The sequence below is a fragment of the Lacimicrobium sp. SS2-24 genome (genome assembly GCF_002201535.1).
In the GTDB taxonomy this organism is placed as follows: domain Bacteria; phylum Pseudomonadota; class Gammaproteobacteria; order Enterobacterales; family Alteromonadaceae; genus Lacimicrobium.
The window spans coordinates 185,471-205,841 of record NZ_NIWW01000002.1; the positions used below are offsets into that span (position 1 = coordinate 185,471).

Consider the following 20,371-nt stretch of genomic DNA (forward strand, 5'->3'; position numbering starts at 1 on the left):
ACATTCGGGCATGACCTGGGGTGGCGTCGTTCCCGCATTTTGTTGGCGGGAACCCAGCGACCTTAAAACATCGAAAGAAAAAGGCACTGGATGCCCGATAACCACACTCGGGCATGACCTGGGGTGGCGTCGTTCCCGCATGTTGTTGGCGGGAACCCAGTGACCTTAAAACACCGAAAGGAAAAAGGCACTGGATGCCCGATAAACACATTCGGGCATGACCTGCGGTGGCGTCGTTCCCGCATGTTGTTGGCGGGAACCCAGTGACTTTAAGACACCGAAAGAAAAAGGCGCTGGATGCCCGATAACCACACTCGGGCATGACCTGCGGTGGCGTCGTTCCCGCATGGTGTTGGCGGGAACCCAGCGACCTTTAGACTCCGGAAGAAAAAAGGCACTGGATGCCCGATAACCACACTCGGGCATGACCTGCGGTGGCGTCGTTCCCGCATGCTGTTGGCGGGAACCCAGCGACCTTTAGACTCCGGAAGAAAAAAGGCACTGGATGCCCGATAACCACACTCGGGCATGACCTGGGGTGGCGTCGTTCCCGCATGTTGTTGGCGGGAACCCAGCGACCTTAAAACATCGAAAGAAAAAGGCGCTGGATGCCCGATAACAACATTCGGGCATGACCGTTTTATGTCAGCGCACCAGGCCCAGTAGAGTCTTTGCAAGCCCGGCTCGATTAGAAACGGTTTCTTAGCGTGAAAACACCAGCGTAGCCTGATCACTGTGATAGGTGCCATCGGTTCTGTCGGGAAGCGTCAGGGCAACTGCGGCGAGCATGAAGGTTCCGGATATTTGTTCATTCAGCTCAAGCCGTCCGCTTTCATCTGTTTTGAGCATGAAGGTTTCTTTTGAGGTGTTTTTTACTTTCACGTCATGATTCGTAAGCGGTTGCCCTTCAAACAAAAGCTGAAAAACATCGGCCGAGCCACTGGCTTTAACAAATTCTAAGGTTTGCCCAACAGGCTCTGACATAAAAGTGCTTTTGTCATCACAGGGCTCAACACAGATAAAGGTCTTGGTATGCTTCACATAGCTTCTGTGTAATGACGGATTGCCGGGCAACGCCTTGAAGGCGTCTTTAATGTCTGATGAGGCACCAATTTCGTCCAGATACCCGTCTACATTCTCGTGACCGATATCACCGGAACGGAGCTTGGAACTCATTGCAACGGTACTCACACCGGCGTTTTGTGGTGTGAAACCAATACTAAGAAAGGCTTCACCTTCTGAATAGGACAATGGCGTTATCGTCTCTCCATTTAGCTGTACACTAGCCAGTGCAATTCGTTCCTGAGCGACTCCCCAGGTGAGATCCGGGAAGCTTAATGCGCTGGTCATTCTCACTTCCACCGGTTGGCTGACTGAAACGGTATTTTGAACCGGCAACAAAAAGGTATCGTGGGCCAAGGCTAGCGGGCATAACAGGCAACTGAAAATGCCCAGAAATCTGCTTAACATGTTCTTCAATTTATAATGTGTCATTTCCGATGATATCCCTTGGTATCCGCATTACGGCTTTGACTGTCTGCATCAATGTGCGCCGTTTTGACCACAATGTTTTTGTTGTTCAACAGCTTGTATAGACTTGTACCATGAGCCTCAGTGCCAGGTACACACGCAGAACCTATCCGTGTTGCCAGTACAACCAGAGTACGGGTTATCTTTACGAGGACGCTGGATAAACCACTGAGGTCAGTGCAGCGGTGACCAGCAGAATTGAACAAGCCACCATGATCTCTATCGAAATGGACCTCGATAATGACCGTCGTCCGGTGCCGTCTTTGATTGAAGGAACCCGTTTTAATTTGTTTGTGGCGGCGATACCTAAAATACTGATGACTAAAACTACCTTGATCAACAACGTCAGGCCGTAGGACGACTCGAAAAGAGCGGCGAGGCTATCAATGAGTTCGACTGCCATTATCACTCCGGCAAGTATTGAAGAAATAACCATGTAAACTGCTTGTTTGCCAAATGATTCCATCACTTCAACGAGCTTCTCATCGCTGAAAGAGCGGCAGGCCAGTTTCAAAGGGAATAATGCGCCAAACCACCAGGCCATGACGAAAACATGAAACATCAGCAATGCCTGATTAAGCCAACCACGTTCAGAGATATGTCCGAGCTGGACGAAGGAATACGCCAGCAGCAACACTGCCGTCATCATGATTAGGTGCTTGGCACCTTGGGTTTTTTTAGTCGACCCCAACGCCATGGGTAATAACAGGATCAAGAGTGCTGCAATAAGCCCAATTCCACGCATCAATGCCGTATCGCCAGTGGCGGTGCTCCACATCATGGCGACAATGGCAGGATCCATTGCACCGCGAATGCCATCTTCAGCCATTGCGCCAGTAGTGGCAAAAAAACCGACGATATTGGCCATGAATGCCACCGCCAGGATGCTGATCGTTAATCTTCGGTAAGCAGAAAGCTCCGTATCGGCGGCAGACCTGGAAGTAAAGGACTTGCTGTAGACAAAAAATGTATACCCGGTCGCCGCCGCAAAGCCCAGATAAAAAAGCAGTTTTGACAGCACAATTGCGCTGTTCCAAAGGTACATTTCCATGTTTTATACTGCTCCGAACTAGCTAACGGTAAAGCTGAGGCTTTCCTTCATCTTATGACCATCTGTACCGAAGAAAATAATCTCTACGGTATAGTCTTCAGCTACGAGCTTAGGTAACTGCCAGGAGAAGTGATTATCGGATTGCATTGATGGCTTAAAGCCGAAATCAATTTTCTTTCCTTGCTGGTTTGACAGGGAGGCCCTGACAATACGCACATCGCTGCTGAAGGTTAACGACAATACCTGCGGTGAATCGGTCAATATTGTATCGTCAGAGGGGGCGCTCTCTTTAAGCTGAACGTGCGCAAGCGCAGTGCCGGAAAACACAAACATCATGACGGATAAGAATCTGATTAATTTTTTCATAATTGCCTTTGCTAGTATTTAAAAAACCTTCTTTGCGTATGCCATAAGCCATCTGGAGTGCATCGTATTACCCGTGGAAGATGAGTAATAACCCAGGCTCGGATTGCTTAGATGGGGATCATACGCAAACCAAAAGATTTGTCACCTCAGGCAGTTGTCTGCTCGGCCATGCCGATGTGGCCCACGGGGAACGCCCGACATTCAGGAGTTACATCGTCAGGCAAGAAGGCCTGAATGTCGCCCAATGGCTCAATGCCGCGTGGCGAAGGTTTACCCGGAAAGTTTACTGCGGGTATGGCCCAGGGCTTAACGGGTTAACATTCTGCCCTGATGCCACACACGGTTTAGCGGGTTAATGCCGATTTCATACGACAGCTGATTGGGATGGCTGATATCCATCTGCAGAATATTGGCGAGTTTGCCTGTTTCGATACTGCCCATGTGCTCGGCCTCACCCAATGCTTTGGCGGCATTGATGGTGATGCCTCTAAGCGCCTCTTCCGGTGTCAGCGCAAACAGGGTACAGGCCATGTTCAGCATCAGTGGCAGGTTACAAACTGGCGAAGAGCCGGGGTTAAAATCTGTGGCCAGGGCCATCGGAACCCTGTATTTGCGCAAGAGTTCAATGGGGGGCTTTTGGGTTTCTTTGAGGTAGTAAAAGGCACCGGGTAACAGGGTGGCAACGGTGCCGCTTTTGGCGATTGCACTGACACCGGCCTCATCAAGATACTCAATATGATCGACGGATAAGGCATTAAAGCTGGCGGCCAGCTCACTGCCACCAAGATTAGACAGCTGCTCGGCATGCAGTTTCACCGGTAAGCCGAGGTTTTGCGCGGCAGCAAAAACCTTATGCGTTTGTTCGCGGCTAAAGCCAATACTTTCACAGAAAACATCCACCGCATCGGCGAGATTTTCTGCCTTCACCTGGGGCAGCATCTCGTTACACACCAGATCAATGTAGCCATCGGCATCGTCCTGATATTCCGCTGGCAGGGCGTGAGCCCCCAAAAACGTGGTGCGTACCGTCACCGGCAGATGCTGTTCAACCTGGCGGGCCACCCGCAGCATCTTCAGTTCCGTGTCGGTATCCAGACCATATCCGGACTTAATTTCAATGCAACTGACTCCCTGGCCCATCAGGGTGCGCGCGCGCTTGAGTGTGAGGGCCAAAAGCGCCTCTTCACTGGCTTCGCGAGTGGCCTGCACAGTGCGGCGAATGCCCCCACCCTGACGGGCAATATCTGCATAGCTTACCCCTTGCAGGCGCTGTTCAAACTCGTCGGCACGATTACCGGCAAACACCAGATGGGTATGACAATCAATCAGTCCCGGCAACAGCCATTGCCCCTGGCAGTCGTGCTCAGCCTTGGCGATCACAGCGGGCTGTTCGGTTATCTTTCCGGCCCACAGGATGCGACCTTCGGCGATGGCAACACTGGCGTCTCTGATGATGCCATAGGGCTCGCCCGCCGGACTCATGGTTGCCAGATGCGCGTTGGTTAGCAGTAGATCTGCGTGCAATGTGTCGGCCATTGAATTCTCCCGTGAAACTTTACCTGAGACTGAGATTAGTCTATTTTTATCCGGTTCATCTTGTATAGACAAGTTGATTCTGGCATGTTGTCAAAGCGTTTTCCAGTGATCCGGTAAAGACGGGCAGGGCAACCCACAACAGAAACAGGGCAAAACAGGTGGCATGACAAAATATCAGCAAATCAAAAGCCATATTCTGGCGCAGATTGAGAGCGGAAACTGGGCAGAGGGTGACACGGTGCCCTCTGAAAACCAGTTGGCGCAGACCTTTTCTGTCAGTCGTATGACCGCCCGCCGGGCCCTGCAGGAGCTGGCCGAGCAAGGGGTGTTAAAACGAACACAGGGTGCGGCCACCTGCGTGGCGAGCCTGAAAAACCAGTCATCTATGTTGCAGATCCGCAATATCGCCGACGAAATTCGGGACCGCCAACATGCCTATCGGGCTGAGGTCATCGAATTAGACCGTCGTGATGCCAGTAGTCTGATTGCCAGTCACTTTCATTTTGCATCTGGCGACCCGCTTTTTTACAGTCTGATTTGCCACTGGCAAGACAATACGCCACTGCAACTGGAAGAGCGTTTTATCAATCCGGTGCTGGCCCCAGGTTATCTTGAACAGGACTTTACCCGGGTGACACCCCATGAATATCTCTGTTCGGTCGCTCCACTTACGGAAGCCGAGCATATGGTGGAGGCGATACTCGCCGATCCACTCAGTCAAACCCATCTTCATATTAAACCCGGAACGGCCTGCTTGCGTTTGCACCGTACTACATGGTGCCGCGATGGTGTGGTCAGTCACGCACGACTGACACATCCGGGAGGTAAATATCAGCTGGGTGGTCATCTGACCTTCCCGCGATGAAACAGGAGAATACCCATGAATAACCGACATGATCCCTCGCGCACCATTCGTGCGCCCCACGGCAGTACGCTGAGTTGTAAAAGTTGGCAGAGCGAGGCCGCCCTGCGCATGCTGATGAACAATCTGGACCCGGATGTGGCAGAACGCCCTGAAGACTTGGTCGTGTATGGCGGCATTGGCCGCGCCGCCCGCAACTGGGAGTGTTTCGACAAGATTGTAGAGGTGCTCAGACGTCTCGAAGATGACGAAACACTGCTGGTGCAATCCGGTAAACCGGTTGGCGTCTTTAAAACCCATGCCGATTCGCCGCGGGTTCTCATTGCCAACTCTAATCTGGTGCCACACTGGGCTAACTGGGAGCATTTTAACGAGCTGGATAAAAAAGGCCTGATGATGTACGGCCAGATGACAGCAGGAAGCTGGATCTACATTGGCAGTCAGGGCATTGTGCAGGGCACCTACGAAACCTTCGGCTCTGTAGCTAAAAAGCACTTTAATGGTGACGCCAAAGGAAAGTGGGTACTTACTGGGGGGCTTGGTGGTATGGGTGGTGCACAGCCACTGGCCGCCACGATGGCGGGATTTTCGATGCTGGCGATAGAATGTGATGAAACCCGCATCGATTTTCGTCTGCGGACTCGCTATCTGGATAAGAAAGCCGCCACTTTGGATGAGGCGCTGGAAATTATCGCTCAGAGCGACACCCCGGTGTCTGTGGGCCTGCTGGCCAATGCTGCCGATGTGTATGCAGAGCTGGTCACACGCAATATTACCCCTGATGTGGTAACCGACCAGACCTCAGCGCATGACCCGTTAAATGGCTACTTGCCACAGGGCTGGAGCATGGCCTATGCCGCCGAGATGCGGCAAAAAGACGAAGCGGCCGTGGTAAAGGCGGCCAAGCAGTCGATGGCGGTGCAGGTGAAGGCCATGTTGGCGTTGCGGGAACGCGGTGCGGCAACACTGGACTATGGTAACAACATCCGCCAGATGGCCTTCGAGGAAGGTGTGCAAAATGCCTTTGATTTCCCCGGTTTTGTGCCGGCCTATATTCGCCCACTGTTCTGTCAGGGTATCGGGCCATTCCGTTGGGCAGCCTTGTCAGGCGATCCTGAGGATATCTATAAAACCGACCAGAAAGTGAAGGAGCTGATCCCCGACGATGCGCACCTGCACAACTGGTTGGACATGGCCCGTGAACGGATTCAATTTCAGGGCTTACCGGCACGCATTTGCTGGATTGGGCTAAAAGATCGCGCCCGTGTGGCACTGGCCTTCAACGAGATGGTGAAAAACGATGAGTTGAGTGCACCGGTAGTCATCGGTCGTGATCACCTTGATTCGGGCTCTGTGGCCAGCCCCAACCGCGAAACGGAAGCCATGCTCGATGGCTCTGATGCGGTATCTGACTGGCCGTTGCTCAATGCCCTGTTAAGCACCGCTGGTGGCGCCACCTGGGTCAGCCTGCATCATGGCGGGGGCGTTGGTATGGGCTTCTCGCAGCATTCCGGGGTGGTTATTCTGTGCGACGGCACCGACGCGGCCGCAAAACGCGTCGGCAGAGTGTTATGGAATGACCCGGCGACCGGCGTCATGCGCCATGCCGATGCCGGCTATGACATCGCCAAAGACTGCGCCCGTGAAAACGGCCTCGACTTACCCATGCTGGAGGACAAATAATGCAAACACTGAATCTGCAGCCCGGCCAGCTGGACCTGGCTACCTTACGCCACGCCGACCGTCATCCGATAAATGTGAGCCTGGCAGAGCATGCTAAAGCGGCCATTAATGAATCCGCCGCCACCGTGCAAAAAGTGCTGGATGAGGGCCGGGTGGTATATGGCATTAATACCGGCTTTGGCCTGCTGGCTAATACCCGGATTAAACCCGAAGAACTGGAATTGTTGCAGCGCTCTATCGTGCTCTCTCATGCTGCCGGTACCGGCAACCTGATGGACGACAGCACAGTCCGGCTGATGATGTTGCTGAAAATCAACAGTCTGTCGCGGGGGTATTCGGGCATACGCTTACAGGTTATCGAAAACCTGATTGCGCTGCTTAATGCCGGGGTCTATCCCTGTGTGCCGAAAAAGGGCTCTGTTGGCGCCAGCGGAGATTTGGCGCCACTGGCTCATATGAGCATGCCGTTGATGGGCGAAGGGCATGTGCGTTACCAGGGTAAGGTTCTGACAGGTCAGGAAGGATTGGATGTTGCAGGTCTGCAAGCACTTACTTTTGCGCCAAAAGAAGGGCTGGCCCTATTGAATGGCACCCAGGCATCCACGGCCTTCGCCTTGCAGGGCTTGTTTGCCGCCGAGGATCTTCTTGCCAGCGCCACCGTTGCCGGTGCCATGTGTGTTGAGGCGGCGATGGGTAGCCGCGCACCTTTTGATGAGCGGATCCATCAGGCTCGCGGACAGAAAGGCCAGATGGATATGGCGGCCGCTTACCGCAAGCTGCTGGGGGATGACTCTGAAATTGGTCACGCCCATGAAGACTGTGAAAAAGTGCAGGACCCCTATTCTTTGCGTTGTCAGCCTCAGGTGATGGGGGCCTGTCTGACACAAATGCGCAACGCTGCGGAAATTCTGCTCAGTGAAGCCAACGGGGTGACCGATAATCCGTTGGTTTTCGGCGAAGACATTATTTCCGGCGGCAATTTTCACGCCGAGCCCGTGGCATTTGCCGCGGACAATCTGGCTCTGGCTATCGCTGAAATTGGTGCTCTTTCTGAGCGTCGCACGGCCCTGCTTATCGACAGTAACCTGAGTAAGCTGCCGCCTTTCCTGGTGGAAAATGGCGGTGTGAACTCTGGCTTTATGCTGGCGCAGGTAACGGCGGCGGCTCTGGCATCAGAGAATAAGAGTCTCGCCCATCCGGCATCGGTGGACAGCCTGCCCACCTCTGCCAATCAGGAAGATCACGTGTCCATGGCAACCTTTGCGGGCCGACGTCTGGCAGATATGGCGGAAAATACCCGGGGTATTATCGCCGTTGAACTGTTGGCGGTAGCCCAGGGTATTGATTTTAGACGTCCCCTGAAAACCAGTGCGTTGCTGGAAAACGCCTATGCCCTGGTCAGAGAAAAGGTGGCCTTCTACGACCACGATCGTTATTTCTCGCCGGATATTGAAATCATCGCCGCGCAGATTGCCGAGGCAGCCTACAACTCGCTGGTTAGTGAACTGACGTTGTCGTAGCAATTGCGGAGTCTTAAGGTCGCTGGGTTCCCGCCAACAACATGCGGGAACGACGGTTGAATTTGGTTTCCGTTGCCGGTTTCTCTGTGTAGTTGTCATCTCCGCGAAGGCGGAGATCCAGTGCCTTTTTCATTTGGCTCAGGCGGTCATGCCCGAGTGTCGTAATCGGGCATCCAGCGCCCTTTCCTTTCGGAGTCTTAAGGTCACTGGGTTCCCGCCAACAACGTGCGGGAACGACAAAGTATGATGTAGGAGTATCAATTAAAACATCCCGTATCCGCAGGTCATGCCCGAGTGTCGTAATCGGGCATCCAGTGCCTTTTTCCTTTTGGTGTCTTAAGGTCGCTGGGTTCCCGCCAACAACGTGCGGGAACGACGTCACAGTGGGTCATGCCCGAATGTTGTTATCGGGCATCCAGCGCCTTTTTCCTTTTGGTGTCTAAAGGTCACTGGGTCCCGCCAACATCATGCGGGAACGACGTCACCGCAGGTCATGCCCGAGTGTTGTTATCGGGCATCCAGTGCCTTTTTCCTTTTGGTGTCTTAAGGTCGCTGGGTTCCCGCCAACAACTGCGGGAACGACAAAGTATGATGTAGGAGTATCAATTAAAACATCCCGTATCCGCAGGTCATGCCCGAATGTTCTTATCGGGCATCCAGCGCCTTTTTCCTTTCGGTGTCTTAAGGTCACTGGGTTCCCGCCAACATCATGCGGGAACGACATGAGGCCTGAGAAAGGGCTCGGACAGTGTCGGTCGCTTATTTACAGAATAAAGCGACTCAGGTCCTCGTCTTCTACCAGGCTTTCGAGGTGTGCATTCACGTATTCGGCATTGATTTCAATGGCCTCGCCGTGTTTGTCGGTGGCATCGAAGGAAATGTCTTCCATCAGCTTCTCCATCACCGTGTGCAGGCGCCGCGCACCGATGTTCTCGGTACGTTCATTGACCTGCCAGGCCGCTTCGGCAATACGTTTGATGCCGTCTTCGGCGAAGCTGACGTTCACGCCTTCGGTCTTCATCAGTGCAATATACTGTTCGGTCAGTGAAGCGTTAGGCTCGGTCAGAATTCGCACGAAATCACCGGTATTCAGAGCACTGAGCTCAACCCGAATGGGTAAACGGCCCTGCAGTTCCGGGATCAAATCAGACGGTTTCGACATCTGGAACGCGCCAGAGGCAATAAACAGAATATGGTCGGTCTTGACCATGCCGTGTTTGGTGCTGACCGTTGACCCTTCTACCAGAGGCAGTAAATCACGCTGCACGCCTTCACGGGACACATCCCCGCCGCTGTTATTTTCCCGTTTACAGATTTTGTCGATTTCATCCACAAAGACGATGCCGTTTTGCTCAACGTTGTAAATGGCCTTCTCTTTGAGTTCTTCGTGGTTGACCAGACGCCCGGCTTCTTCTTCGGTCAGTAGCTTCATGGCATCTTTGATCTTGAGCTTTTTCTTTTTCGAGCTGGAGCCGGATGAGAGGTTCTGGAACATACTCTGCAACTGACTGGTCATCTCTTCCATGCCTGGAGGCGCCATGATCTCTACGCCCATCTGTGGCAACGACACATCAATTTCAATTTCCTTGTCATCCAGCTGTCCTTCACGTAGCTTCTTACGAAACGCCTGACGGGTACCGCTGTCTTTCACTTCTTCCTTTTCACCCCAGTTGTTCTGGGCCGGTGGCAGCAGGGCGTCGAGGACACGCTCTTCGGCCGCTTCTTCGGCGCGATAGCGTACCTTTTTCATTTCCTGCTCTTTGGTCATTTTCACCGCAATGTCGGCCAGATCGCGGATAATGGTTTCAACCTCTTTGCCCACGTAGCCCACTTCGGTGAACTTGGTGGCCTCTACCTTGATAAAGGGGGCATTGGCCAGTTTGGCCAGGCGCCGGGCAATTTCGGTTTTACCGACCCCGGTAGGACCAATCATTAGAATGTTTTTGGGCGTGACTTCATGGCGCAACTCTTCATTCAATTGCATGCGGCGCCAGCGGTTACGCAGGGCAATGGCCACGGCACGTTTGGCGGCCTGTTGACCAATAATATGGCGGTCCAGCTCGTGGACAATCTCTCTGGGAGTCATTTCAGACATTGGAATACCTTTGCTAAACGGGTTTATCTGGCTTCAGGCCGATCAGTAGTCAAGCTGCTCAACGGTCTGGTTCTGATTGGTGAATACGCAGATATCACCAGCGATGGTCAGACTTTTTTCGGCGATCTCTCGGGCACTGAGTTCGGTGTTCTGTAGCAGTGCCGTGGCAGCGGCCTGAGCATAAGGACCGCCTGAGCCTATGGCAATAAGATCCATTTCTGGCTGCAGCACGTCACCGTTACCGGTAATGATCAGGGATGCGGTTTCGTCGGCAACGGCCAACAGGGCTTCGAGACGCCTCAGCATCCTGTCTGTGCGCCAGTCTTTGGCCAGTTCAACGGCGGCACGCATCAGGTGCCCCTGATGAGTTTCGAGCTTGGACTCAAAGCGTTCGAACAGGGTGAAGGCGTCGGCGGTACCGCCGGCGAATCCTGCCAGAACTTTGTTCTGATACAGACGGCGAACTTTTTTGGCATTGCCCTTCATGACAGTATTACCCAGAGACACCTGGCCGTCACCGGCGATCACCACCTGATTGTTACGTCTGACTGATACGATTGTGGTCACTGTAGATCCTTTTCTTTGTGTCTGCCGGTGGCAGACAAAGCCTGATTGCTAGCTATTTTGGGGCAAAGGTCTGGTTTTCAAGGGAGCCGCGCAGCTTGAGTCGATTCGACAGAGTTTTTATAAGCCACACCGGATCAGGATAAAAAAAATCTAAGCGAAAGTGACGCCTGCGACCCCCTCTCCTGACGCCTTTATCGATATTTGTGCACAATTGTGCGCGGGCAGCAGACTTGACCCCATACACCGGCTTGCTTATAACTAGCGTTCGACAAAATCACGCGATTATCTATGTCAGCAAAGCATCCGATTATTGCCATTACCGGTTCATCCGGTGCCGGCACGACAACGACCACCAATGCCATCCGGCATATATTCCGTAACCTGGGGCTGGATGCGGCCTTTCTGGAAGGTGACAGCTTTCACCGCTACACCCGTCCGGAAATGGAAGTGGAAATTCGCAAAGCTCAGGAGCAAGGCCGTCATATCAGTTATTTTGGCCCTAAAGCCAATGACTTTGTGTTGCTGGAGAGCCTGTTCCGCGAATATGGCGAAACCGGTCAGGGTAAATTCCGCCAGTATCTGCACACCTTTGATGACGCGGTACCTTTTAACCAGATGCCCGGCACCTTTACGCCGTGGCAGGACCTGCCGGAAAAAACGGATTTATTGTTCTATGAAGGCCTGCACGGTGCTGTGGTAACCGAGGAAGCCAATGTTGCCAAGCACGTGGACTTGCTGGTGGGCATGGTGCCCATAGTAAACCTGGAATGGATCCAGAAAATTGTCCGTGACACCACGGATCGCGGTCATTCCCGTGAGGCGGTAATGAGCAGCATAGTGCGCAGTATGGATGACTATTTTCATTACATTACTCCGCAGTTTTCCCGCACCCATGTGAACTTCCAGCGGGTGCCGACAGTGGACACGTCCAATCCTTTCAGCGCCCGTGAGATCCCCTCCCATGATGAGAGTTTTGTGGTGGTCAGATTTCGCCGTGAAATGCGTACGGTGGATTACCCTTATCTGCTGCAGATGATCGACGGAGCCTTTATGTCCCGGGTCAATACCATGGTGGTACCGGGCGGTAAAATGGGGCTGGCCATGGAGCTGATTCTCTCGCCCCTGATAGAAGAATTGATGGATAAAAAGCGTCGCGCCAGCTTCCAGATGGACTGGGTGGAAGAGAAGTAACGCCGCTACGGCGGTATCGTCGCGGCGTCACTCTGCTGGGGTGTAAGTGGCCGCGTCAACCACACAGAGGCAAGGTTTCACCTGATTTCTGTTGTCGCTACCGGGTTTTCTGCGCCATCAAAATTGCGCCTGACAAACCTCGAAACTGTGCGTCACTTCTACACTCTTACCCAGCATAATGGACACGGAGCAATACTTCTCTGCCGACAGGTTCACTGCCCGCTCAACATGTTTGTCGCTGACGTCAAAACCGGTGACCACAAAGTGCAGATTCAGACGGGTAAACACCGCCGGGACTGTATCGGCACGCTCGCCGGTCAGTTTCACCTCGACACCGGTGACCTGCTGTCGCGCTTTTTTCAGGATACTGACCACATCCACAGAAGCACAGCTTCCGGCCGCCATCATCACCATCTCCATGGGACTGGCCGCTGAGGCTTTATCACCGTCCATGATCACGCCATGGCCACTGTCTGAGGTTGCCACAAAACGCTGGTTGTCGAGCCATTTAACACTTGCTTGCATGGTATTGACCTTATTCTGTTGCAGGTAGCGGGGTTGCTGATTGCGCGCCATTTTGCCCCAGTCCTGCCAGCGAATGCAATGACACCCAACAGGGACGATCCACATAGGCCGTAACAAACGGTCATTTTTTGTAACAATCCCGTTGCCCGGGCAACGTCCTAAGTCTTTCACTTTCCTTTGCCCTTGCCTTATAGTGGCAATTGCAGAAACGGCAATAAACCGGGAAAGGGTATGGGACAGGAAACAACAAAGATTCTGGTGGTGGACGATGATATGCGCCTGCGCAGTTTGCTGGAGCGTTATCTGGTTGAACAGGGCTATCAGGTCAGAACGGCCGCTAATTCAGAACAGATGGACAGGCTACTGGAGCGGGAAAATTTTCACCTGATGGTGCTGGATTTGATGTTACCAGGCGAAGACGGCTTATCCATTTGCCGGCGGATGCGTCAGAAAGAGAGTGCCCTGCCGATTGTTATGCTGACCGCCAAGGGTGATGAAGTGGATCGCATCATCGGGCTGGAAATGGGCGCTGACGATTACCTGCCCAAACCATTTAATCCCAGAGAGCTGCTGGCCCGGATCAAGGCGGTTTTGCGCCGCCGTACCCTAGAGGCTCCCGGGGCGCCATCTCAGGCCGAACAGCTTGTCAGTTTTGGTCGTTATCAGCTCAACCTCGGTACCCGTGAGATGACCGCCGATGGCGAGCCGGTGACGCTCACCAGCGGTGAATTCGCGGTGCTGAAGTCTCTGGTCACCCATCCAAGGGTACCGTTATCTCGCGATAAACTGATGAATCTGGCCAGAGGCCGTGATTACAGTGCGCTGGAACGCAGTATCGACGTGCAGGTTTCCCGTTTACGTCGCCTGCTTGAAGAAGACCCGGCCAACCCTCGTTATATCCAGACCGTATGGGGGTTAGGCTATGTGTTTGTCCCCGATGGTGAGAGTAAAGCCAGCTGAGCACTCTGACGATGCGTTTTCTCCCCCGCAGCGCCTTTGCGCAGACGGTGCTGTTGATTGGCATGTTGCTTTTGATCAATCAGGTCGTCTCGTATTTGTCGGTGACCTATTATTTTATTCGCCCCAGTTATCAGCAAATTAACAGCTTGCTGGCCACCCAAATCAAAGTCATTTTTATTGAAGGGCTGGATCATGAAGATCCGGCGCTGCACAAAGCGTTTTATGAGGCAACGGGTATCCGCATTATGGACGAAGCCCAGGCCCGTGAAGCGGGTCTGAATCAGGCTCGCTACTATCAGTTTTTGTCGCGGCAGATGTCAGTGGAGTTGGGTGGCAGCGCCGATGTGCGTATCAGCCCCGGCAGTCCGTCATTATTCTGGGTCAATCCACCTCAGGCGCCGAACCTTTGGATCACGGTGCCCATGCAGGGGTTGGGTGAATCGGATATTTCTCCCCTGACCATTTACCTGATGGTGATTGGCGTACTCAGTGTCGCCGGTGGCTGGTTGTTTGTGCGCCGGTTAAATCGTCCATTACAGGCATTGCAGGGCGCGGCCCTGACCGTAGCCCGAGGTGAGCATCCTAAGTCGCTCAAAGAAGAAGGTTCTACTGAGATTATGGCGGTAACCCGGGCGTTTAATCAGATGGCCAAGGGTGTTAAACAACTTGAGGATGACCGTAATCTGCTCACCGCCGGCGTCTCCCATGATCTGCGCACGCCCCTGACCCGTATCCGGCTGGCGGCTGAAATGCTTCCTGATGAGCAGGAATGGATTCGTGACGGAATCAGTCACGATATTGAAGATATGAACGATATCATCGATCAGTTTATCAACTATGTACGTCAGGACCGTCAGGAGAAAGTGGAGCGGGTTAACCTCAACAGTATTGTTGACGATGTGGTCAGAGCCAGACACATCGAGTCGCACCATGAGATCGAGCTGCACCTGGGCGAGATTCCCGATTTACAACTGCGTAAAGTGGCGATGAAGCGGGTACTGGAAAACCTCATTGATAACGCCTTTCGTTATGGCAGTGATCACATTGCCATCAGTTCGCACTACGATGCTAAAAACCGTGAGGTGTCATTGTGTATACGCGATTTCGGTTCAGGGATACCGGAGGAGCAAATAGAGAATTTGTTTCAGCCCTTCACACAGGGTGACAAAGCGCGGGGCAGTATGGGTTCAGGTTTGGGCCTCGCGATTATTAAGCGTATCGTGGATATGCATTCGGGACGCATTAGCCTGACCAATCACCCGCAAGGTGGATTACAGGCCAGTGTATTTCTGCCAGTGAGGGCACTTCGCGGGTAGTCTGGCGCGTGCGCAGCTGGTGAATTGGGTAACTAAAACATAAAAAGGAACAAGCTTATGAGGATACTGAAATATGCGCTGCCCGCAGCGCTGATACTGATGCAGGGCTGTAGTGAGCCGCCCCGCCAGCAGACGCAGACCGAAACCATGGCAGAGGAGCTGGCAGAAGCCTCCAAGCAGGTTGAGAGTCCGGTCAGTTTCAATGTACCGGTGCATTACAGTACTCTGGACAATGGTCTCAAGGTGGTCATTTCTGAGGATGATACCGCGCCTATTGCCACCATTGGTGTGTATTACAATATTGGTTTTCGTATTGAGCCTAAGGACCGTACCGGCTTTGCCCATTTGTTTGAACACATGATGTTTCAGGGCTCAGACAACCTGGGCAAGATGGAGTTTATTCATCTGGTGCAGCAAAATGGTGGTGTGCTGAATGGTTCCACCCGTTTTGACTTTACCAACTACTACGAGATTGTTCCGGCCCATAAACTGGAAACCATGTTGTGGGCTGAAGCCGATCGTATGCGCGGTCTTGCTATCACTCAGGAAAACCTCACGAACCAGCAGGAAGTGGTGAAGAATGAGGTAAAAGTGAATGTGCTGAACCAGCCTTATGGGGGCTTCCCCTGGCTGGATATGCCGCAGTACGCCTTTGATAACTGGTACAACGCACACAACTTCTACGGCGATCTGGAAGATTTAGATGCCGCCACACTCGAAGACGTGCAAAGCTTTTTCGACCAGTATTACTCGCCTAATAATGCCGTGGTGGTGGTTGCCGGTGATGTGGATGTGGAGCAGACCCGCGCACAGATAGAAAAATACTTTGGCGATATTCCCTCGGCGGAATTGACCAAGCAGCCAGACCTGACTGAACTGCGTCAGGAAAAAGAGCGGAAATTCAACCGCTATGACAAGCTGGCACCAAAACCTGCTTATGCCTTTGCCTATCGTATGCCACCGCGTAATACGCCAGAGTATTATGCCATGGGCATCATTGACCAGCTCTTGGTGCAGGGCGATGACAGCCTGTTGCACCGCGAACTGGTGAAAGACAAGCAGCTCACCGGGGATGTCAGTGGCGGGATAAACTACCTGCTCGGCAATATGTTTAATTACAACGGACCGATGTTGTGGATGGCCTCCTTTACCCATGATGAGGAATATGATGAGCAGATGCTGACGCAGGCGGTGGACAGCGCCCTGGCCCAGCTGACGGAGCAACCTGTTGCCCAGCAAGACATCAATCGTGCGCTGGTGAAATTGCGCTCCTCCCTGTATGACAATATCGATGGTTTTTATGGCTTCGGTAAAGTGGATTTACTCGCGAGTTTTGCCCTGTTTGACAATGATCCTGCGCGTATCAACACGCTGGAAGAGCAGTTTAAAGCAGTAACGCCAGAGATTATCAAACAGACCGTGAATGAATACCTGCGCCCGGGTAATCGCACAATTCTGACCCTGACACCCGGGGACGATCCCGCTGCTGAATCACAAGGAGATCAACAATGAATAAATGGAAAGCGTTTATTGCCGGAATGCTGCTAGCCACATTTGGGGCACAGGCAGAGAAGCAGCAGCCACCTGCAGGCTCTGAGCCAAAAGATTTTAACCTCACGCAGACATATGATTTCAGTCTTGAGAATGGTCTGGGTGTCACTTTTGTGCAGTATGGGGATACACCCAAAGTCACCCTGCGCCTGATCACCTCAACCGGTAATGTGGATGATGGTGAACTTGATGCCGTATCGGATATGACCTACGAATTGCTCACAGAAGGCACCTCGAATCGTTCTGCGCAGGAAATTGCAGAGCAGGCTGCTGCCATGGGCGGACAGGTGAATACGTCGGTTTCTACCAATTCCAGTTATGTGCAAATGGACGTGCTCAGTGATTATGCTGCGGATGCAGCGGGTCTGATTGCCGATCTGGTGCAAAATGCGACCTATGCGCAGGAAGACCTGCAGCGGGCAAAAACAAACTTTATCCGTAGTCTGAAAGTGCAGAAGTCGCAGGCTCAGGGACAAGCGGCTGAAGCCTTTTATGAGGCTCTGTATCCGGAGCATCCGTATGGCAAGGTATTTGCCGATGAAGCGGTGGTAGAGCGACTCAGCAGTGAACAGGTCAAAGGCTTTGCGGCTCAGAATCTGGTTGCCAGTCGCAGCCATCTGTTTGTGTCCGGTAAATTTGACCCGGTAACAGTGGAAAAGCAGGTGCGTGAGGCGTTTGCGCAGATGACCGCGGGTCAGCCCCGGGACATTAACGCACCTGAGGGTAAAGGCGCCGGACAATTTGTGTTTGTGCCCCGCGAAAACGCGCCTCAGTCGACGCTGCGTCTGGGATTGCCTGTGGTGGATCCTGCTCATGAGGATTATATCGGTCTGCAACTGATGAACACCTTACTGGGTGGTTCATTTTCCAGCCGTATTACCTCCAATATCCGAGAGGATAAGGGCTATACCTATTCGCCCAGCAGTACTATTGTGGCCCGGGTTAAATCCGGCACCTGGTATCAGACTGCGGATGTGACAGCGGAAGCCACCGGACCGGCACTGGCTGAAATCGTGAAAGAGATCACCCGTTTGCAAACCGAGGCGCCCAGCAAAGAGGAACTTCAGGGATTTAAAAACTATATCTCCGGCATCTATGTGCTGCAGAACTCCTCGCGCACGGCCATCATTAATCAGCTTTGGTTCCTCAAGAGTCATGGTTTACCCATGTCGAGACTGGAAACCTATGTTCAGCAGATTAATGCGATCACGCCTGAGCAGTTGTCGATGCTGGCGGCAAAATATCTGCCGCTGGCGAAAATGACGCTGGTTGTGGTGGGTGATGAGAGTGTTAAGGATCAGCTCAATGATGTTCCACAGTTAAAAACGGTATTTAACCTGTAAATCAGGGTGCTGAGACAGCGGTAACGCACTGTTACCGCTGTGGTCTGCATTGCGGACTACAGAAGAAATATACCGTCAGTAACTTATCAGGCCAGCAATGGCCTGATCATATAACCTTGTCACGCCACATAGCGCGTTGGGCCTCTGTAGCCAGTTCCCTCTTGTAACACCCTCACAACCGGTGATTGCCGGTTAGCACTGCAGTGTCAGTTTCAGTTTGTGTTGTTTCCACAGCCAGACAACCCCCAGCCCATGCAGGTTGAGGAGCATAATAAGCCACCACTCAAAGGCATCGTCCATGCTCTGGTAATCCACCGAGGGCAGCGCATCCAGCAGCAAAGAACACAATGCCACTGCCAGTGTGAACAGTGACAGCGTTAACAGCACTTTACCGGCTTTCGTGGTTTTCGCCAGGGCTGCCCCGAGTATAAGCTGGGCGATAAAGGTCAGGCCCAGATAGATAATCACACCGGCCCGTCGCAGCAGGTAAAAGGCGTCACCGGCATGACCTAAGCTCAGGGTATAGATAAGCAGTGCCAGGCTGGCCAGGGTACCGCAGAGCATCAGTTTGTTGCCCCGGGCGAGAGACAGTCTGTTGAGCCATTGCTGATTGACCCACCAATAAAAAGTGAGCATCACCAGCGCCGGAATCATGCCACCTTTAAAGATAAAATAGGCAACCCCATACCGGCCCGTGGCACTGACACTGTGACAGTTCAGGCCATAAGGGTTGCACCAGGACAGTTGGCCCTGGAATGACGAAACCAGCCAGCACAGGTGGATCGTCAGCATGGGCAGCAGTGCGCTCATCAATCCTAACCACCAGAGGTGATGGCCGGGTTTATCGCTATGTTTATCCATTTTTCTCGGCGAAGGTGTGAAAGAAACTGTCAGTATAGTCCGAGCGAGGCTTCTTACATTGCCAGGTCAGGCGTGCTCAAGAGGGGTCAGACGCAAACCCTGTTACGTCCCTCGTCTTTAGCCTGGTAGAGTTTATTGTCCGCTTCTACCAGCATGCTGTGTCCCATGTCTTTTTGCAGCTGATCGCTGATACCAAAACTGATGGTGACATTCAGTCCCTGACAGATGCTTTCCCAAGCGTAGGACTCCACTTCAGCACGAATGCGGTTTAGCAGTCGTTCGGCCTGCTCGCCGGTGGTTTGCGGCATCAGCAAAACGAACTCTTCTCCGCCGTACCGGGCAAGCACGTCAGACTCCCGCACCTCTTTTTGCATTATCTTTGCCAGTTGTTTGAGCACCGCGTCACCGATCTGGTGAGAAAAGCGGTCATTGATCAGTTTAAAGTGATCAATATCTCCCAGCGCCAGGGTCATGGGATCCTTATAGCGCATTGCCTGATGATGCATCAGCCGGAACTGCTGATTAAAGTAGCGACGATTATGCAGTCCGGTCAGTTCATCGCGCAGAGACAACTCCTGCATGGCTTCGGCCTGCGCCCTGATCGTCTCATTGGAGGCCGTTAACTCCGCATAGGTATTCTGCAATTCCTGACACATGCGGTTAAACTCACGGGCCAGTATGGCCACTTCATCGTCGCCTTTTATGCTCACCTGCTGGTCCAGGTTGCCTTTGCTCATTTCCATTGCTGCCTGGGTCAGGTGGCGCAGATTGGTAATCAGCTTGCGACCCATGGTCAGACTGAGCAGCAGTGTGATGAGCAGGCCAGCGGCGGCGCCAATCAACATACTCTGGCTGAGGGTCAGCAGGTATGTGCCGTCGTCACTGTTAAGATGGGTGGCACCGGTATTGAGTGCGTAACCGAGTAACTCATCATTGTCTTTAAGAGGCAGCGCCCGTTTGATGATCGGGGCGGGCAATTGTTCACCGGCATCATATTGGCCTGCCCCGCTCAGCACATAGCCGTTATGATCCGTGACTGCGTAATCGGCGAGGGTTTGTCTGATATTAAAAAGCTGCAGCAGTTGGGGCTCATTGTCCAGCGGCACCGTTGGTAACAGGGCCTGTTCCTGCATGTGCTGAAACAGTTGTTGGGCCCCGTCTGCTGTTCCCCAGTTGGTTTGTTGTTGCTTAAGACGCTTGAGTAATTGTGTCAGCTGTCCCAGTTGTTCCTGGCGGGTCAGATCTTCGAAGCGCTGCTCTAATAATAACGGGCTGATCAGCGCCATCACACTGATGGCAGCGAGACTGGTAATCAGCATCGATAAAGTGAGTTTGGTGCGTAATGAGCTAAACAAAACACTCTCCCTAGCCGGTATCACGATGAATCCCGGATTCCATTGGGGGCATAATAGAA

General features: G+C 52.9%; 17 protein-coding genes. 8 read left to right on the top strand and 9 right to left on the bottom strand.

Features of this window, described 5'->3' with window-relative positions:
• Nucleotides 1-702: 702 nt before the first annotated feature.
• From CCY32_RS04645 to hutI, 4 genes are all read right to left on the bottom strand, one after another.
• The gene (locus CCY32_RS04645) at nt 703-1,470 is read right to left on the bottom strand and encodes a DUF4198 domain-containing protein (protein WP_168171421.1); all 768 of its coding nucleotides are present in this window, start codon (nt 1,468-1,470) and stop codon (nt 703-705) included.
• 205 nt (nt 1,471-1,675) lie between these two features.
• Entirely contained in the window at nt 1,676-2,581 is a 906-nt protein-coding gene (locus CCY32_RS04650) for a CopD family protein (protein ID WP_088329428.1), read from the bottom strand.
• Between the two features lie 18 nt (nt 2,582-2,599).
• Nucleotides 2,600-2,947: a copper resistance protein CopC gene (locus CCY32_RS04655; RefSeq protein ID WP_088329429.1), complete on the bottom strand. Its 348-nt coding sequence runs from the start codon at nt 2,945-2,947 to the stop codon at nt 2,600-2,602.
• 306 nt (nt 2,948-3,253) lie between these two features.
• The gene (hutI, locus tag CCY32_RS04660) at nt 3,254-4,483 is read right to left on the bottom strand and encodes an imidazolonepropionase (protein ID WP_088329430.1); all 1,230 of its coding nucleotides are present in this window, start codon (nt 4,481-4,483) and stop codon (nt 3,254-3,256) included.
• A 163-nt stretch (nt 4,484-4,646) separates the two neighbouring features.
• Between hutI and hutC the strand changes: the two genes are divergently transcribed.
• From hutC to hutH, 3 genes are read left to right on the top strand one after another with little or no spacing between them, the layout of a single operon-like run.
• Nucleotides 4,647-5,348 carry a histidine utilization repressor gene (gene hutC / locus CCY32_RS04665; RefSeq protein WP_088329431.1) on the top strand — a complete coding sequence of 234 codons (702 nt, stop codon included), beginning with the start codon at nt 4,647-4,649 and terminating at the stop codon, nt 5,346-5,348.
• 15 nt (nt 5,349-5,363) lie between these two features.
• Nucleotides 5,364-7,028, top strand: coding sequence for a urocanate hydratase (gene hutU, locus CCY32_RS04670; RefSeq protein WP_088329432.1), 1,665 nt, complete (start codon nt 5,364-5,366; stop codon nt 7,026-7,028).
• Nucleotides 7,028-8,548 (top strand): histidine ammonia-lyase, encoded by a 1,521-nt coding sequence (hutH, locus tag CCY32_RS04675; protein ID WP_088329433.1) that lies wholly within the window; start codon nt 7,028-7,030, stop codon nt 8,546-8,548. The genes hutU and hutH overlap by 1 nt, the downstream gene beginning before the upstream one ends.
• Before the next feature lie 763 nt (nt 8,549-9,311).
• Here the strand turns inward: hutH and hslU are convergent.
• The gene (gene hslU, locus CCY32_RS04680) at nt 9,312-10,643 is read right to left on the bottom strand and encodes an HslU--HslV peptidase ATPase subunit (protein WP_088329434.1); all 1,332 of its coding nucleotides are present in this window, start codon (nt 10,641-10,643) and stop codon (nt 9,312-9,314) included.
• A 42-nt stretch (nt 10,644-10,685) separates the two neighbouring features.
• The gene (gene hslV, locus CCY32_RS04685; RefSeq protein ID WP_088329435.1) at nt 10,686-11,210 is read right to left on the bottom strand and encodes an ATP-dependent protease subunit HslV; all 525 of its coding nucleotides are present in this window, start codon (nt 11,208-11,210) and stop codon (nt 10,686-10,688) included.
• 288 nt (nt 11,211-11,498) lie between these two features.
• Here hslV and CCY32_RS04690 point away from each other — a divergent pair, with 288 nt between their 5' ends.
• Nucleotides 11,499-12,401, top strand: a complete 903-nt coding sequence (locus CCY32_RS04690) for a phosphoribulokinase (RefSeq protein WP_088329436.1) — start codon at nt 11,499-11,501, stop codon at nt 12,399-12,401.
• A 117-nt stretch (nt 12,402-12,518) separates the two neighbouring features.
• Here the strand turns inward: CCY32_RS04690 and CCY32_RS04695 are convergent, their stop codons facing one another.
• Nucleotides 12,519-12,926 (bottom strand): OsmC family protein, encoded by a 408-nt coding sequence (locus tag CCY32_RS04695; RefSeq protein WP_088329700.1) that lies wholly within the window; start codon nt 12,924-12,926, stop codon nt 12,519-12,521.
• 231 nt (nt 12,927-13,157) lie between these two features.
• Between CCY32_RS04695 and ompR the strand changes: the two genes are divergently transcribed.
• From ompR to CCY32_RS04715, 4 genes are read left to right on the top strand one after another with little or no spacing between them, the layout of a single operon-like run.
• Nucleotides 13,158-13,886 carry a two-component system response regulator OmpR gene (gene ompR / locus CCY32_RS04700; RefSeq protein ID WP_088329437.1) on the top strand — a complete coding sequence of 243 codons (729 nt, stop codon included), beginning with the start codon at nt 13,158-13,160 and terminating at the stop codon, nt 13,884-13,886.
• An 11-nt stretch (nt 13,887-13,897) separates the two neighbouring features.
• Nucleotides 13,898-15,202: a two-component system sensor histidine kinase EnvZ gene (envZ, locus tag CCY32_RS04705; RefSeq protein WP_088329438.1), complete on the top strand. Its 1,305-nt coding sequence runs from the start codon at nt 13,898-13,900 to the stop codon at nt 15,200-15,202.
• A 57-nt stretch (nt 15,203-15,259) separates the two neighbouring features.
• Complete coding sequence (locus CCY32_RS04710; protein WP_210401682.1) at nt 15,260-16,714, top strand: pitrilysin family protein; 1,455 nt, start codon at nt 15,260-15,262, stop codon at nt 16,712-16,714.
• Nucleotides 16,711-18,096: a pitrilysin family protein gene (locus CCY32_RS04715; RefSeq protein WP_088329439.1), complete on the top strand. Its 1,386-nt coding sequence runs from the start codon at nt 16,711-16,713 to the stop codon at nt 18,094-18,096. Before CCY32_RS04710 ends, CCY32_RS04715 begins: the two co-directional genes overlap by 4 nt.
• A gap of 192 nt (nt 18,097-18,288) precedes the next feature.
• Here the strand turns inward: CCY32_RS04715 and CCY32_RS04720 are convergent, their stop codons facing one another.
• A complete protein-coding gene (locus CCY32_RS04720; RefSeq protein WP_141096174.1) occupies nt 18,289-18,957 on the bottom strand; it encodes a hypothetical protein in 669 nt (222 codons plus the stop codon).
• An 86-nt stretch (nt 18,958-19,043) separates the two neighbouring features.
• Nucleotides 19,044-20,312: a sensor domain-containing diguanylate cyclase gene (locus CCY32_RS04725; RefSeq protein WP_141096175.1), complete on the bottom strand. Its 1,269-nt coding sequence runs from the start codon at nt 20,310-20,312 to the stop codon at nt 19,044-19,046.
• Nucleotides 20,313-20,371 lie beyond the last annotated feature (59 nt).